The organism is Paenibacillus sp. HGF5, assembly GCF_000204455.1.
GTDB lineage: Bacteria > Bacillota > Bacilli > Paenibacillales > Paenibacillaceae > Paenibacillus_AQ > Paenibacillus_AQ lautus_A.
Window position 1 is genome coordinate 35273 of record NZ_AEXS01000018.1, and the last position, 15616, is coordinate 50888.

Here is a 15616-nt window from a genome sequence, read left to right on the forward strand (position 1 = left end):
TGATTAGGATCCTTGCCGTTCGAAGTAGCTAGGCCCGGTCTATCATACTGGACCGGGCCTAGCCGGAATCACAGCAACTGAGTGAACGAATAAGAGACGATCTGTTTTCAGCATCCCATTTTATCTCAATTGAAAAGGTGAACAATATATATGAAATCACAGGAATACAAGTCATTTTATGATATCGTAGGAGCCTTAAACGGCTGGGATTTCGGCAAGGTCCGATGTATCTCGGAAGGCGTGGAGTGGAATTTTTACGATGAGGTTAGCAAGCGGTGCACATCATCGGGCGTTCTGCTGGATATCGGCACGGGAGGCGGAGAGAACTTGTTGTCCATCGCCTCGAAGGCGGCATTGCTGGTTGGAATCGATCTTTCCCATGCGATGATAGAGACTGCCCGGAATAACAAACGGAAAGCTGCGGCTTCCAACGTACGCTTTGTCCAGATGGATGCAGGGATGCTTCAATTCCCGGAGGCGTTTTTCGATTTGATTTCATGCCGGCACTCCCCTTTCCGTGCTTCGGAGGTTGCCAGGGTATTAACCGATGATGGCGTGTTTCTAACGCAGCAGGTTCGCGAATGCGATAAAGCTAATCTTGCCCAAGCCTTCGGCAGAGGACAATCCTCCCGGGAAGACGGCGCTTTAATGGAGGAATACAAGAGGGAACTTCAGCTAGCAGGGTTTCGCGATATCCAATGCGCCGAATACGATGCCGTCGAGTACTATGAGCGTGAAGAGGATCTTATCTTCCTGCTCAAGCACACGCCCATCATTCCCGGATTCGGACAGGAGGAATCGGATTTCCGCATCCTGCAGCAATTCATCGAAGAGCATCGCACAGATCTCGGAATCCGGACGAATTCCGCACGGTTTATGATCGTGGCACGGAAATAGCCGGTCGTCCATGGTTATCCATAACCCGTAGCTTACGGGCTCTTAAACAGAAAAAGCGCACAAGGGGCACAGCCCTTGGCGCTTTTTTTAGAAATCGGCGTCGTATATTATCTCAGCATGATGGAACCGCCGTCCACCATCAGCGTTTGGCCGGTCATGTAATCGGAATCGGAGCTGGCCAAGAACACGGCCACGCGACCGATATCCTGCTCGGGATCGCCCATTTTTTTGAGCGGAATCTTATCGACCATTTCTTGATACGCTTCCGGAAAGGCCTGCTTCCACTGCTCTACGCCAGGCGTCAGCGCGATCGGACTGATCAGATTGACATTGATGCCGTCCGCTCCCCACTCGTTGGCAGCCACGCGTGACAGTCCCCGGATCGCTTCTTTCGCTGCGGCATAGGAGGCCTGGTTCACCATGCCGGACAGTCCCGCACCGGATGCAAAGTTGATCACCTTGCCCTTGGCTGCTTTCAGATGAGGATAACATTCCTGCATGAAAAAAAACGTCGGATAGAATCCGGTATTGAACGACAATGCCATCACTTCATCGGTTGTTTCCACAATGGGTACCTGCTTGGACACATGCGCGTTGTTGACGAGAATATCCAGTCTTCCATAGGTGCTCACAACGTCATCCACGATACCTTTAATCGAGGCTTTATTCGTAATATCGCCGTTAATAAACATCGATTCGCTATATGCCCTCAGCGCTTTCTCCGTTTCGCGACCCTTATCCTCATTCACGTCCACGATGACGACCTTGGCGCCTTCCTTGGCCATGGCCAGAGCCATGCCGCTGCCGATTCCGCCGGCACCCTATAGCTACTTTGTCTTTCAATTTCATGCTGTATACGCCTTCCTTCTCGAAAATGATAGCCTCACTATCAAAGATAGATCATTTCGCGGAAAATTTCAAATTTAAAGGATCCATGCAAAAAAAGCAAGCCCCTCAACCATGGAGGAGCTTGCCGCTTACGTGTTCGACAGGGTCAACTAAAGACCCGTGAAGCTATTCGTCATTAGCCGTTAACCAGCAGTTCTTTCAGCTGCTTGATCTGCTTGCGTTCGCCCGCAAGCACCAGCGTCGATCCCGCTGTCAGGATGTCGTCCGGACCGGGATTGATTTTCTGCTCTTTCTTGTTCACAATCGCTAATACATTAGCGCCAGTACGTTGACGAACCTGAAGCCCTGCAATGGATTGTCCCACGCATTTGTAATGCGGCTCGATTCGCGCCCATTCGATAATCAAATCTTCGAGCGTCACTTCGATGGTCTCCAGCGCTTTCGGTTTATACGTCATGCCGCCGATAATGCCTGCGATTTGTCTTGCCTCGTCATCCTCTAAGGTAATCTGGGAGATGGTCTCCTCAGGATCGTCATCTTCAAAGTGGTACAGTTCTCTGCGGCCATCGTCATGAATAACAACAACCAGCTTATCCCCTGATCTCGCCTGAATAAGGAACTTCTTCCCGATACCCGGCAGATCAGATTCGCGAATAATACTCATGTGTAAATCCTCCGTTCTGGGGTTAATTCAATCTCTAGATTATATAGATTAGTTGGAAGAAAGTAAATCATCCCGGGCTTCCCTATGCATTCCTTTTTTTCACTTTCTCCACTGGATCGCTCCATTTGAATATTTTATTCATTCCACGGTACACGCGCTTCGACTCTTTCGCCAGGAGTGGCCCAAGAATCGCGAGAATCAGAACATAGAGGGCCGAGAATGGTTTCAGCATAGCGGACAGTCCGCCGGCGAGTCCCAGATTCGCAACGATAATCGTAAACTCCCCGCGCGCCATAATAGTCAATCCGATGTTAAGCGACGATTTATGCGATAGTCCGGCCTTGCGTCCCGCTATCATGCCTGCGACTAGGTTGCCGATTATGGTCAGTACCACAGCGCCAAGAGCCAGCCATAACGCATTCCCCAGCGTGGTCGGATCGATGCCGAGACCGAAGCTGAAGAAGAAGATCGCTCCAAAGAAATCACGGAAAGGTATGACCAGCTGCTCGATCCGTTCGCTATGATCCGTCTCCGATAAAGCCAGTCCGAACAGCAGCGCGCCGATCGCTTCAGCTACGTGCAGCGTCTCCGAAAACCCGGCAATAAAGAACATGGACGAGAACACTACGATAATGAAAATCTCGCTGGACGTAATATTCAGCAATTTGTTAAGTATGGGCGGACCTTTTCTCGCAATAACAAAGAACAGCAGCATGTAACCTATGGAAATGCAAACCGAGAGGATCGTTGCTCCTATCGATGTAGCCCCGCCTAACAGCAGTCCCGACATAATCGATAAGAACACGGCAAGGAAAATATCATCGAACAAAATCATGCCGAGTATGAGTTCCGTCTCCGCATTCCCCGTGCGCCGCAGATCCACAAGCACCTTAGCGACGATGGCGCTGGAGGAAACCGACAGCATCCCTGCAATGATCAGCGTCTCGTACAGAGGCATGTTGATCACGAAACCGTAAGCCACACCCAGCACGAAGTTTAATACTACATATACGGTTCCGCCTACCACAATGTTTCGTCCGGACTTGATCAATTTTTGAACCGAAAATTCAAGACCAAGGTAAAAGAGCAGGAATAGAATACCGATCTGTCCCAGAAAATCGATGATCCCCTGGCTCTCGATGAACTTAAAGTCAAGAATCCCTATCGTTGGTGCATGCGGACCGACAAGCATCCCAAGCACAATCAAGAACGGTATGATCGAGAACTTGAGCTTTCCAGCAATTACGGAGGCTATAGCAACCAGAATCAGAGCAGTTCCAACCTCAAACATCATATGGTCCATAGAAGACCTCCTCCTCCTCAAATTTGACTTCTGGCAATCATTACTATTATACATAAAAATGCATACATTTACAAAGGAACTGCAATATATTTGCTTGATTGCCTTTTATGCAGGAAATGGCGTCATTTAAAAACAGGCTTATTTTTATTAGCGATTTCATTGTTTCCAAAAAATATAAAATCTATCCACAATCGCATTCAAGCTTCATTTAATGAATGAATATACATATTACTGCATACAATACCAGGTAAAAAAATCCATTATTTTAAGCAGCTTATTCAATCTCTCCCTGGTTTTCGTTTTTCTTATGCGCACGAAAAAAAGCCCCGCGGCTGCAACTGCGGGGTTTTGCTTCTTCTTTGCACTATTATTTAAACCAGCCTTTTTCCTTAAAACGCGTGATCGCTTCGATCCGGTTGCTGACGCCAAGCTTATCGAGAATAACGGAAATGTAATTACGCACGGTTCCCGTGGTTATAAACAGCTGATTGGCAATTTCCTTCGTATTCTTGCCGTCCGCGATGAGGCCCAGCACTTCCTTTTCCCGCTCCGTCAGCGGATTCTCTTCACCGGAATACGCTTCATCCACCAGCTCGGAGGCGTATATGCGCCTGCCTGCCATAATGCTGCGAATGGACGCGGCCAGCTCCTCGCTTGGGCTGTCCTTCAGCAGGTAAGCGTTGGCCCCCGCTTTCACGGCACGCTCGAAATACCCGGGCCGGGCAAAGGTCGTCAAGATCATCACCTTGCAGCCATAACCCTTGATCTCCTCGGCGGCTTCAAGACCGTTCATGATCGGCATCTCAATATCCATGATGCAGATATCCGGCTTATGAAGTTTGACAAGCTGTACGGCATCCTTGCCGTTGCCCGCCGTCCCGACCACCTGCATATCCTCTTCCAGATCCAGCAGTGAGGCCAGGGCTCCAAGCAGCAGCCGCTGATCTTCGGCAATGACGATTCGGATCATATTCCCGCCTCCTTATCCGGCATTCTGAGCACATTAGGGACTCGAAGGACAAGCGTAGTCCCCTCGCCTGAAGTAAACTCCATGCTTCCGTTCACGAATTCTAGCCGTTCTCTCATTCCCCGCAGCCCGTTGCCACGGTTTTTCGCGTCCGTGACGAACCCGGTTCCATTGTCCTTCACCCTGGCAATCAGATCCGTTTCCGTGGATTCGATCACAATGGAGCAGGTCGTGGCATTGCTATGCTTCACGATGTTATTCACTGCCTCTTTCAGGCACATGCTGATCACGTTTTCGTTCATTAACGACAGATTCTCCGGCTCCACCGTCCCCTCAAAGGTCAACTCAATCTGCGCCGCCTTCAGGATTTGCCGAATACGGAAGATTTCATCCGCAAGCCGGGTCCCCCGCATCCGCGTCACCATCTCCCGCACTTCCTTCAGTGCGGTTCGGGCTGTCTGACGGACATCGTTGATCTCGGCTTGGGCCCTTTCCATATCCTGCTTCATCAGTTTGCCGGCCAAATCGCTTTTGAGGCCAATAAGAGACAGCTTTTGCCCCAGCGTATCATGCAAATCCCTCGCAATGCGCTGACGTTCCTCCAGCTTCACCAATTCCGATATCCGTTTGTTGGCATCCTCCAGCTGGCCCTGCAGCTGATCGTTCTTATTTCGGTTATAGTTTGTCACAGGGAGCAGAATAACGCCTACCACGCTCACAAGCACGAACGGCAGCTGCGTGATAAAGAACGGATTCCGCGTTAACAATCCATAATTGACCGTAATGATGGTCGTAACCAAGTGGATGGAGTACAGCGTGATAAACCCGGCCTTATTCTTGATGTTCCCGATGAAGAAGGCGAGGAACAGCGAGAAATAGATATATCCGAATACCACGGACATCGTAACCGATATTAAAATTTGCAGACTCGTCCAGAAATAGACGAGCCAGCCTTTGGACAGAAATGACAGCACATAGAAAGCGAAGAACATGACGATCATCAGAACGCCGATCACGATCTGATAGGTCGAGGTCGAGCGAAAGATGAAATAGAACGGAAGGATGTAGAAGACAACCCATACGTAAGGGCTCAGTCCCGTGCTTTTATGAAAGATCTGATACCATTTCTGCATGGAGTCCCACCTTCTGTCGATTCAAGCTTCATTCATTTACTAGCCTTAGCGAATCCGTGATCCATTATTGCAGCATGACTCAGCGGCCTATTCGCCCTGCACTCTGGGTCTTGGGCTAGACAGGTTCTTCTCCGCCTTCGTCAATGCGGATTCCTGCGGCTTGCGAAGCGACTGACGCGCTTCCTTAAACGTGATAAACACCTTTTTATCTTCATCCCACAGACGGAAACGAATGGATTTCAAACTGGTCTTCAGCGTAATCGTGGTTGCCTTCTGCAGCGGGGGAGCGGCTTCATGCGCCTTCTCCAAGTTATAGTTAGGCACCTTCGGGCTCAAATGGTGGACATGATGGAAGCCAATGTTGCCCGTGATCCATTGCAGAACCTTCGGAAGTTTGTAATAAGAGCTGCCTTCTACGGCTGCATTGATATAACTCCACTCTTCATCATGCTCATAATACGTTTCCTCGAATTGATGCTGCACGTAGAACAACCAAATGCCAAGCATCCCGGAAACCATGAAGATCGGAGCTTGAACGAGCAGAAATGCCTGCCATCCGATCGCCCAGCACAGCAATGCATACAAAGCGACAATCAAAATATTCGTTGTATAGTTACTGATCTTCTCCTTGCGTCTCGCGCCTTTGCGGTTGAAACGATAGGAGATCAGAAATATGGCGATGGGACCCAAACCGAACATCACGATCGGGTTGCGGTAGACGCGGTAGTACAGACGCTGCCAAAAGGAAGCTGCCCCATATTCTTCAACGGTTAATACCCACATATCGCCGATTCCCCGCTTATCGAGATTGCTGCTCGTCGCGTGATGAATCGCGTGAGTGTTCTTCCATTGCTCGTAAGGGCACAGCGTAAGCACGCCCGTAATCGTGCCGAGAATTTTGTTAGCCTTGCGGCTCTTGAAGAAAGATCCGTGACAGCAGTCATGGAATATGATAAACGTCCGGACAACAAACCCCGAAGCAATCACGGCTATGGGAATGGTTAGCCAGTACGATACGGATAAGCTTAAATAGGCTGCATACCATAGCAGTATCAAGGGAACCAGTGTATTGAAAAGCTGACCTATACTCGCCTTCGTGTCAATTTCTTCATAAGGGGCAACGTTCTTTTTCAAGCTGGACAATTTGTTATCGGGCTTAGCCATAGTTGTCTTCCTCCTCGAAATGAAGCGCAAGGACGTTATCAAGTTATCACGCACTTGTCTAAATTAAGTATATATAGAATGTCATGCGCGTCGTAGTCATAAACGTCATTTCGGGAGTATGACAAATATCATATATCGGTGCGGGAATCCGCCGGGAACCGCAGTCCGATCTGGCTTCTGGCTTCCTGCATAATTTCGGCCGTGATGAGCGAGTTGGCATGGGTGTTGATTGAACTTTCCCGTTCGCCGCACCGGATCAAATCGATAAATTCCCGGGCCTCGTAATACATCGATTCATGCGTTTGCAGCTGGGTCACGTTCTCGACGGTGCCGTCTCTGTAGCGGATCTTCACATCGTACGGCTGATTGATTTTGTCGATGATCATCGTGCCGTTCTCGCCCTGAATTTCGGTTGGGGCGGAGGAATCGCTGATTTTGGAATGCATGATGACGGCATCCATCTCGGGATAGGACAACAGAAGACTGCCTTCGCCGTCAACCCCGGAAGACAGCATGTAGCCGGAAGCCTTCACCGTGTCCGGTTTTCCGAACAGGGTCACCATCGGGTACAGGCAATAGATCCCCAAATCCATCAAAGAACCGTTGGAATATTCAGGGTTGAACGCATTCAGCACCGTCCCCTGCTTGAACGCGTCATAACGGGAGGAATATTGGCAATAGCTTGCAAAATAACGCCGAATCGGACCCAGCTTGTACAGGTTGTCCCGGACGGTCTTGAAGTTCGGCATCAGCGTCGACTTCAATGCCTCCATCAACAGAACGCCATTGTTCTTCGCGGCTTCGATCATGGCGGCCACTTCGACCGCGTTGGAAGCCATCGGCTTCTCGCAGAGGACGTGCTTCCCGTGGTTCATGCATAATATCGCCTGGTCCACGTGATAGGAGTTCGGACTCGCAATGTATACCGCATCAATTTCGTCATCCTGCACCATCGCCTCAAGATCCGTGTAGACCTTGGGATCCGCGTACTTGGCCGCAAAAGCCCTGCCCTTCTCTTCCGTACGGGAGTATACGGCAGCCAGAATAAATTCTTCCGTCTCCAGTGCCGACTGGAGAAACCTCTCGGTGATCCAGTTTGTGCCGATAATGGCAAAACGGATGTTCATCCCTTATCCCTTCCCTTCTTCTTTTTATTCCTGTTTGATCTTTGTCGTTGGCTTACATCCATCCTTCAAAAGCCGAAATTCGTTCGCGTGCCGAATCCGGAATCGGCGTACTCTTGCCTGAAGCGGTCTCGATGAGCACGATGGTTCCGCGACCGGCTGCCTTCAAGGCGCCGTCCACTACGATCGCATATTGAATGTCCATGGAAGATCGTCCGATCTCAGCCACCCGCACATGAAGCCTAAGCGGGTCCTTCAGGTACATTTGCGCCAAATACTGGCATTCGAGATCCGCAACAACCGACACCTTTTGATCGCCGAACAGCTCGTCGGTCAATCCCAGATTCTCGAAATATTCAATGCGTCCCTGCTCAAAATACATGAAATAACTGACGTTATTGACATGACCCAGCATATCCGTTTCGCAGTACCTAATCTTTATCGGAATGTCAAAGTGAAACGTGTCCAGCCAGGACTTGGGATCCGGTTGTATGAAGGTTGTTTTTTTCATGATGAGTCCCCTTTCTCTTTATAAGAGGGAAATGTATGTACAATGCTAAACCAGTCTTCTACAGGATAATGAATACCCGCTGCGTCCGTCAACTAAATAACCAAATGATGGATATTCTCCTGGATTGGCTTAGAATATGGCTCTGAATTCAATTCCCTCCCATAGGTTGCCACCCTTAGAAGCGATCCATGAAAAAAACCATCCGCCCCCTGATTTAGAATCACGGGTGGGATGGTCTCGATAGCATGAATGGAACTAGCTGGGTCAAATCATGTCCCGATTCGTCATCAATGTCTCTTCTTATAGTAGGTTAAGGCCAGCGCCAACGCCAGCACCGAGCCCTTGACGATATCCATCGCATAATACGGCACGGACAGCATGATCAGACCGTTTTGCAATATACCGATCAACACAGCGCCGACAAAGGTCCCGAGCGCGTTCGGCTTGCCGGCTCCGAAGACGGAATATCCGATGAAGGTCGCGGCAACGGCATCCATGAGATAAGGTCCGCCGGAGTTGACCTCGGCCGTCATGACGCGAGCCCCGAGGATGATGCCGCCGACGGCGGCAAACAATGCGGAGACCAGATAAGCGATCAGACGGTATTTACTCACCGGGATCCCGGATAGAGCCGCCGCTTCGCGGTTGCCCCCGATCATGTACATGTACCGTCCGTGTTTCGTATAGGTCAGGAACAGATGGACCACGAGGACCACGAGAACCATAATGATAATGATCCATGGCACCTGCCCGATCTTCTCGAACAGCGCCGGGATTTTACCGGTGGCAAAGTCCCCGCTCGGCATGATCATATTCTGGGAGATGGTAGCGCCCCGGGTATACGTCAGGGCAACGCCCTGGAAGATAAACATCGTCGCCAGGGTCATCAGCATGTCGTCGATCTTGAAATTGATGACCAGAAACGCGTTGATCAGCCCGACGGCCAGGCAGAACAGCAGCGTGAGGCCGATGCCGATGCCGATGTTTTGCCCGTGCCAAACGAACAGGGATATGACCAGCGCGTTTGCCAGGGAGGCCGTCGAGCCGACGGATAGGTCAAAGCCGCCAACGGCGAGCGATACGGTCAAACCTACGGCAATGATCGTCACGATCGAGATCGAACGGAGAATGTTAATAATGTTGCTTGTATTCAAAAAGTTGTCGGCAACGGTCCCGAAGACGAGAATAAGTACGAATACCGTAATCAACGTGCCGTATTTATATAGAAAATCGAATGCGAAGCTAGCCGCCGGCTTCTCCTTAACAGGTCTTGCTGTATTCATGTCAACCCGCCTCCTGTGCAGTAAAGCAATAATTCCTCTTCATTCGTTGACCGCGTTGTCAGCTCCTTCGTGATGCGGCCGTCATACATCACATACACCCGGTCGGTGATGCCCACGATCTCGGGCAGCTCGCTCGTAGCGTACAGCACGCATTTCCCCCGCTTGGCCAGCTCGGCCACCAGCTTAAAAATATCCCGCTTCGCGCCAACGTCAACGCCCTTGGTCGGTTCATCGAAAATATACACGTCCGCGTCGGCCAGCAGCCATTTGCCGATCGCCACCTTCTGCTGGTTGCCCCCGGACAGGTTTCTCACCCGCGCTCTCTCGCTCGGAGTTTTGATCCCGAGCGATTCGATCATCTCTCTCGCCGCCTGTTTCTCCCTGCCAAAGCTTAGCCAGGAGCCCCATTTGGAAAATTGGGACAGCACCGCGGCCGTTAAATTGACGGACACCGGCTCTTCCACGAACACGCCTTCCCGGCGGCGCTCCTCGGGTACGAGCGCAATGCCGTTCCGCACGGCATCATGCGGCGAGCGGATGCGCAGCTTTTTTCCATCCAGTATCATCTCGCCGGTTGACGTGCCGGAAGCCCCGAATATCGCCCGGCACAGCTCGGTTTTCCCGGCCCCGACAAGGCCTGCCAAACCGACGATCTCCCCTTGGCGGAGGCACAGATCAACGCCGTTGATTTTGCCCGGGTCGTACATGCCCTTTACCTCTAACCGCGCAGGACCGATGTCTCGCTCGATATGGGGAAACTGCTGATCCATCTTGGAGCCCAGCATGTATTCCACCACTTTTGGCTGATCGATATTCGCGATGCGGTCGCTCTTCACCAGCAGACCATCCCGCATGATCGTGATGTCGTCGCAGATTTCGTACAGCTCCGGCAGCCGGTGCGATATGAAAATAATGCCGACTCCGTCCTGCTTCAGCTTGCGCACCAGCTTGAACAGCTGCTCCGTCTCGCTATGGCTGAGCGGCGCGGTCGGTTCGTCCAGCACCAGAATGCGGCACTGTTTGGAGACGGCTCTGGCGATCAGCACCATCTGTTTCTCCGCCAGCGTCAGCTCCGAAATCAGCTTTTTGACCGGGACCCGGATATTCATCCGCGCAAGAATCGATTCGGCTTCCCGATGGAGCTCCTTCCAGCGGATCAAGTGCCGTTTGCCCATATCGTGAACGGTCCGGTCGAGCATGATGTTCTCGCCGACCGTCAGGTTCGGAATGAGCGCCGTATCCACCTCTTGGTAGACGATCTGAATGCCCAGGTCCTTTGCTTCCTTCGGTGAACGGATGTCTGCCTTGCTCCCATTGATCCAGATTTCGCCCTCGTAATGGGTATACGCTCCCGATAGGATCTTCATTAAGGTAGACTTTCCCGCGCCATTCGCTCCGATCAACGCATGAGCCGTCCCCGCGGTCGTCTGAAAATCAACATCGGTCAACGCCTTAACGCCTGGAAAAGAGATCGATATGTGCTTCATTTGAAGTAAGGGTGCCGCTCCCGAATTGTCGGTCGAGCTGGCAGTTGTTGGCTCCATCACGCTTCGCAAGTGTATTCTTCCCTTCAAATAGGATAGGGCGCCCCTATCGATGACCGACAAGAGCGCCTGTATGAATATTGCTGTTTATTTGCCGCCTGCTTCTTTCAATGCCTTCATCCAGTCCTCTTCGAATTCCGTGCTTGTTCCCCAGCTCGGGATAATATCCGCCAGGTTCACCATGTTGACCGCTTCGGTAGCACCCTCAAGGCCGGAGCGCTCGATCAATACAGGCTCCAGATTATACGTAGCAGGTGTTTCCTCGCCTGCAATCTTCTTCGCCAGCAAACGAACGTTGATGGCGCCGATCATCTTCGGATCGACGGCTGCGGTAGCCACCCAAGGGCTGTCCGGTTTCTGGATCAGCTCCAGGTCCGCGTTGGATACGTCGATGCCGTAAATCTTAACCTCGCTGCGTCCCGCTTCCTCCAGCGCTCTGGCCGCGCCGATGGCGAATGCATCCCAGGTTGCGAAGATTGCATCGATTTCGCCCTTCGGATATTTCGTCAGGATAGCGGATACCGCGTTTTGCGTTTCCAAGGAAGTCTGGTCACTCGCTACGCCGAAACGCTCCACTTCCTTAATGCCCGGGTTGTTCTTCAGCGTTTCCTGGTATACGGCATTACGACGCACCATCGGCGGGAAGCCGTCTACCCAGAGGTAAACGATGTTGGCCTCCGGCCCTTGCTCTTCAATCAGCTTGTCCAACGCCAGCTTCGCGAGCTGCTCGTCATCCTGCGATGTCTGGGTCACCCCTGCAATGTCACCGATCTCCGGCAAGGAGTCGAAGGTGACGACCGGAATTCCCTTTTCGGTAATCTTCTTCACGTCCTGAACCGATGCAGGATCGTCGCCATGCGATATGATAAATCCATCGTAGTCGCTGTCAATGGCTTGGGCGATCGCATCATGGAATTTGGCGGAGTCTCCGTTCGCCGAGAAGGTATCCACCTTAAACCCGAGTGCCTCGCCTTCCTGCTTCGCCCCAGCCAAAAATTGAGCCGTATGGTCATCGCCCCCGATTTTCCGAACGACCATCAGTTTCACCGGAGCCTTCTCGGCAATGCCTGCCGGCAGGTTCTCGACCTTGTCCGCCAGATTGCCCGACCCGCTGCCGCCGCCGCTGCCCGATTCGGCGCATCCGGTCAATACGATCACAAACGCCAGCGCCAGCGCCGATAATTTCCTTACATGTTTCATGGCTTTCATGTTCTCTCTCCCCCTGTTTTCCGTAAAAAAGACGAATATTAATTAATACAAGTAATCCTATAGGATTTAAAAGGAGGCGTCAACCATTATTTTTTCGCTTTAATGCATTACACCACATACGCAAAAAAAATGAAAGTGATTTCTAACATTTCTAATTGTATCGGCAGCCACGAACCCATATTTCATACCTATTGCCATTCTCATATAAAAAAAGAGCTCCGGGCACGACATTCGCGCCCAAGCTCTTTCCATTAGGAGCACGGATTCCGTGCATCCAGCGTTTGTTACATTCAGCTTCATTTCTAAACCAACCGTTAGCCCAAAGAAACGCCCATCGTTTCGAGCCAGGCCTTCGCGATCAAGCCGTGTCCGGCCGGTGACGGATGCACGCCGTCCGGCGCCCAGAAGGCAGCTTCGCGCCGGACCGACGCCGCAGCGAACAATCCGTCCAGCGGCACCAGCAGGGCTCCGTATTCCACCGCCAATTCGCGGACCGCCGTGATTTTCGGATCCAGATCCTCACGCCAAGCTCTCCGATCCTCCGGATGAGGCAGCACGAACGGTTCAACCAGAATCAGCTTGGCGTCCAGCGCTTCTTTCGTCCGTTCGATCAATTTGCGGTACCCGGCTTTATAATCCTCGGTGCTTGTCGGGTCCCCGCTATCATATCGGCGCCAAGTGTCGTTGATTCCGATATAGATGGATACCCAGTCCGGCTTCAGGTCCAGGCAATCCTCCTGCCATCTGTTATTCAAGTCGACGACCCGGTTTCCGCTGATCCCTCGATTCAAAAAGGTAACGTTCAACTCAGGAAATTTCATGCCGAACAACGAGTCGATCAATAGCGGGTAGCCGTTCCCCAAGCTGCCGGAAAAGTTGCGGTCGCGACCGCAATCCGTAATGCTGTCCCCTTGAAATAATACGACATCCCCTTGCTGCAAACGATTCATTCCACTTCCTCCTCATCGGTATGTTGCTATTGTGCGTACACTTGGAAATTCGTAGGCTCATGTATCGTGAGAACGCTTCCTAACATTTAAATATTTGCCGTGCAGGGCCTCAATTCCTTTTTATGAGCACTGCAAATCGCCGATTCGGATCTTTTTTGGATAAAAAAATCTGCCCCGACTCCGGTCGGGACAGGTTCTATTCGATTAGGCTCCGGTCGGCATGGCCACCCAGTGGCCCTCCGATACTTCCACAAGCTCGGAATGCTCCAGATTATATTTATCCTCTCCGGTGCGTTCTTCCAGCAGGACCCGTTTCTTCTTGGATTCGATCTTCGGATCGGGCACCGGAATCGCCGCGAGCAAGGACTTCGTATAATCATGCTGCGGATTGGAGTAGAGCTCCTCGCTTTCCGCGAGCTCGACGATCTTGCCCATATACATAACGGCAACGCGGTCGCTGATATGCTTCACCATCGACAGGTCGTGCGCAATGAACAGATAGGTCAAGCCCAGACGGTGCTGCAGCTCCTCCAGCAGCTTCACGATCTGCGATTGGATCGACACGTCGAGCGCGGAGAGCGGCTCATCGCACACGATGAATTTCGGTTCTACCGCCAGCGCCCGCGCAATCCCGATCCGCTGTCGCTGGCCGCCGGAGAACTCGTGCGGGTAACGCGTCGCATAAGCCGGATCCAGTCCGACCATATCCAGCAGCTCCTCGACCCGCTTCTTCCGCTCCTGCTTGCTGCCGGTTAACTTATGGACATCCAGCGCTTCGCCGATAATGTCCACGACCTTCAATCTGGGATTCAGCGAAGCATACGGATCCTGGAAGATCATCTGCATGTGGCGCCGCATGGCCTTCATTTCCGAAGGGGAGAGGCGATTCACGGACATCCCCTGATACAGCACTTCTCCGCCCGTCGGCTGATGAAGTCGAAGGATGGCTCGTCCCGTCGTTGATTTTCCGCTGCCGGATTCGCCGACGACCCCGAGGGTCTCCCCCGCCTGAATATGAAAGCTGATATCATTCACCGCTTTAAGCACGTTCCCTTTGCCCATATCAAAATACTGCTTCAAGGATTTCACCTCTAACAGCGGTCCTTTGTAATCCGTGCTCGGCACGATTATCGGCGCCGGCTTCGCTTTCTTCTTCTCGTCGAGGCGCGGAAGCGCGTTTAACAGCTTCAGGGTATAGGGATGCTGAGGATTCTCGAAGATCTCCTCCGTCGTTCCCGTCTCCACGATCACGCCGTCCTTCATCACCGCCACGCGGTCGCACATACCGGCCACGACGCCGAGATCGTGCGTGATCAATATAATGGAGGAACCGAAGCGCTCCTGCATATTTTTCATCAGATTGAGGATTTGGGCCTGAATCGTTACGTCAAGCGCCGTCGTCGGCTCGTCCGCGATCAGCAGCGCAGGTCGGCATGCCAGGGCGATGGCGATCATCACCCGCTGCCGCATGCCGCCCGAGAACTCGTGCGGGTATTGATTATACCGCGCTTCGCTGTTCGGGATGCCGACCAGCTTGAGCATTTCAAGCGCCTGCTGCTTCGCTTCCTGCTTGGACAGCTTCTGGTGTTTGACCAGACTTTCCGATATTTGTTCCCCGATGCGGATGGTCGGATTCAGCGAGGTCATCGGATCCTGGAAAATCATCCCGATATCGCGTCCCCGGATGCTTTCCATCTCCTTCTCGGTTTTCTCGGCCAGGTTCTGGCCAAGGAACAGGATCTCTCCATCCTTCATATAAGAAGGCGGGGAAGGCAGCAGCCGCATGATCGAGCGTGCCGTGACGCTTTTGCCGCTCCCGGATTCTCCGACGATTCCGAGAGTCTCCCCTTTCTTCACTTCAAAGCTGACCCCACGCACCGCGTGAAATTCTGAATCACGGGATTGAAAGGCCACGCTCAAATTTTTAACCTGCAATATCGGTTCCAACTCTGCTCACCTGCCATTATGCTTATGTCATTAAAGTAATATACTCTACAACTCTTATAATCTATTGACTT

General features: G+C 51.9%; 14 protein-coding genes. 1 reads left to right on the top strand and 13 read right to left on the bottom strand.

Translation table 11 applies throughout. The features are described 5' to 3' along the window. Positions 1-150: 150 nt before the first annotated feature. Complete coding sequence (locus HMPREF9412_RS02580) at positions 151-897, top strand: class I SAM-dependent methyltransferase (RefSeq protein ID WP_009589701.1); 747 nt, start codon at positions 151-153, stop codon at positions 895-897. 107 nt (positions 898-1004) lie between these two features. Here HMPREF9412_RS02580 and HMPREF9412_RS02585 read toward each other — a convergent pair whose 3' ends face one another. The 13 genes from HMPREF9412_RS02585 to HMPREF9412_RS33550 form a co-directional block, all read right to left on the bottom strand. Next, positions 1005-1694, bottom strand: a complete 690-nt coding sequence (locus tag HMPREF9412_RS02585; protein ID WP_009589736.1) for an SDR family NAD(P)-dependent oxidoreductase — start codon at positions 1692-1694, stop codon at positions 1005-1007. Positions 1695-1921: 227 nt separating this feature from the next. Continuing rightward, positions 1922-2410 carry a cation:proton antiporter regulatory subunit gene (locus HMPREF9412_RS02590; RefSeq protein ID WP_009589718.1) on the bottom strand — a complete coding sequence of 163 codons (489 nt, stop codon included), beginning with the start codon at positions 2408-2410 and terminating at the stop codon, positions 1922-1924. Between the two features lie 82 nt (positions 2411-2492). Further along, positions 2493-3713 (bottom strand): cation:proton antiporter, encoded by a 1221-nt coding sequence (locus tag HMPREF9412_RS02595; protein ID WP_009589754.1) that lies wholly within the window; start codon positions 3711-3713, stop codon positions 2493-2495. Between the two features lie 367 nt (positions 3714-4080). Beyond that, positions 4081-4683: a response regulator transcription factor gene (locus tag HMPREF9412_RS02600; RefSeq protein ID WP_009589720.1), complete on the bottom strand. Its 603-nt coding sequence runs from the start codon at positions 4681-4683 to the stop codon at positions 4081-4083. Further along, positions 4680-5813: a sensor histidine kinase gene (locus HMPREF9412_RS02605; RefSeq protein ID WP_009589723.1), complete on the bottom strand. Its 1134-nt coding sequence runs from the start codon at positions 5811-5813 to the stop codon at positions 4680-4682. Before HMPREF9412_RS02605 ends, HMPREF9412_RS02600 begins: the two co-directional genes overlap by 4 nt. A gap of 87 nt (positions 5814-5900) precedes the next feature. After that, complete coding sequence (locus HMPREF9412_RS02610; RefSeq protein WP_009589703.1) at positions 5901-6977, bottom strand: fatty acid desaturase; 1077 nt, start codon at positions 6975-6977, stop codon at positions 5901-5903. Between the two features lie 128 nt (positions 6978-7105). After that, positions 7106-8104: a Gfo/Idh/MocA family protein gene (locus HMPREF9412_RS02615; RefSeq protein ID WP_009589709.1), complete on the bottom strand. Its 999-nt coding sequence runs from the start codon at positions 8102-8104 to the stop codon at positions 7106-7108. A 52-nt stretch (positions 8105-8156) separates the two neighbouring features. After that, entirely contained in the window at positions 8157-8612 is a 456-nt protein-coding gene (locus HMPREF9412_RS02620) for an acyl-CoA thioesterase (RefSeq protein ID WP_009589756.1), read from the bottom strand. Positions 8613-8899: 287 nt separating this feature from the next. Then, positions 8900-9895 carry an ABC transporter permease gene (locus tag HMPREF9412_RS02625; RefSeq protein WP_009589717.1) on the bottom strand — a complete coding sequence of 332 codons (996 nt, stop codon included), beginning with the start codon at positions 9893-9895 and terminating at the stop codon, positions 8900-8902. Further along, on the bottom strand, positions 9892-11382 hold the full coding sequence (locus tag HMPREF9412_RS02630; protein ID WP_009589766.1) for a sugar ABC transporter ATP-binding protein: 1491 nt from the start codon (positions 11380-11382) through the stop codon (positions 9892-9894). Before HMPREF9412_RS02630 ends, HMPREF9412_RS02625 begins: the two co-directional genes overlap by 4 nt. 144 nt (positions 11383-11526) lie before the next feature. After that, on the bottom strand, positions 11527-12648 hold the full coding sequence (locus HMPREF9412_RS02635; protein WP_009589712.1) for a sugar ABC transporter substrate-binding protein: 1122 nt from the start codon (positions 12646-12648) through the stop codon (positions 11527-11529). A gap of 314 nt (positions 12649-12962) precedes the next feature. After that, positions 12963-13598 (bottom strand): SGNH/GDSL hydrolase family protein, encoded by a 636-nt coding sequence (locus HMPREF9412_RS02640; protein ID WP_009589707.1) that lies wholly within the window; start codon positions 13596-13598, stop codon positions 12963-12965. Positions 13599-13802: 204 nt separating this feature from the next. Continuing rightward, positions 13803-15545: an ABC transporter ATP-binding protein gene (locus HMPREF9412_RS33550; protein WP_009589764.1), complete on the bottom strand. Its 1743-nt coding sequence runs from the start codon at positions 15543-15545 to the stop codon at positions 13803-13805. Positions 15546-15616: the final 71 nt, after the last annotated feature.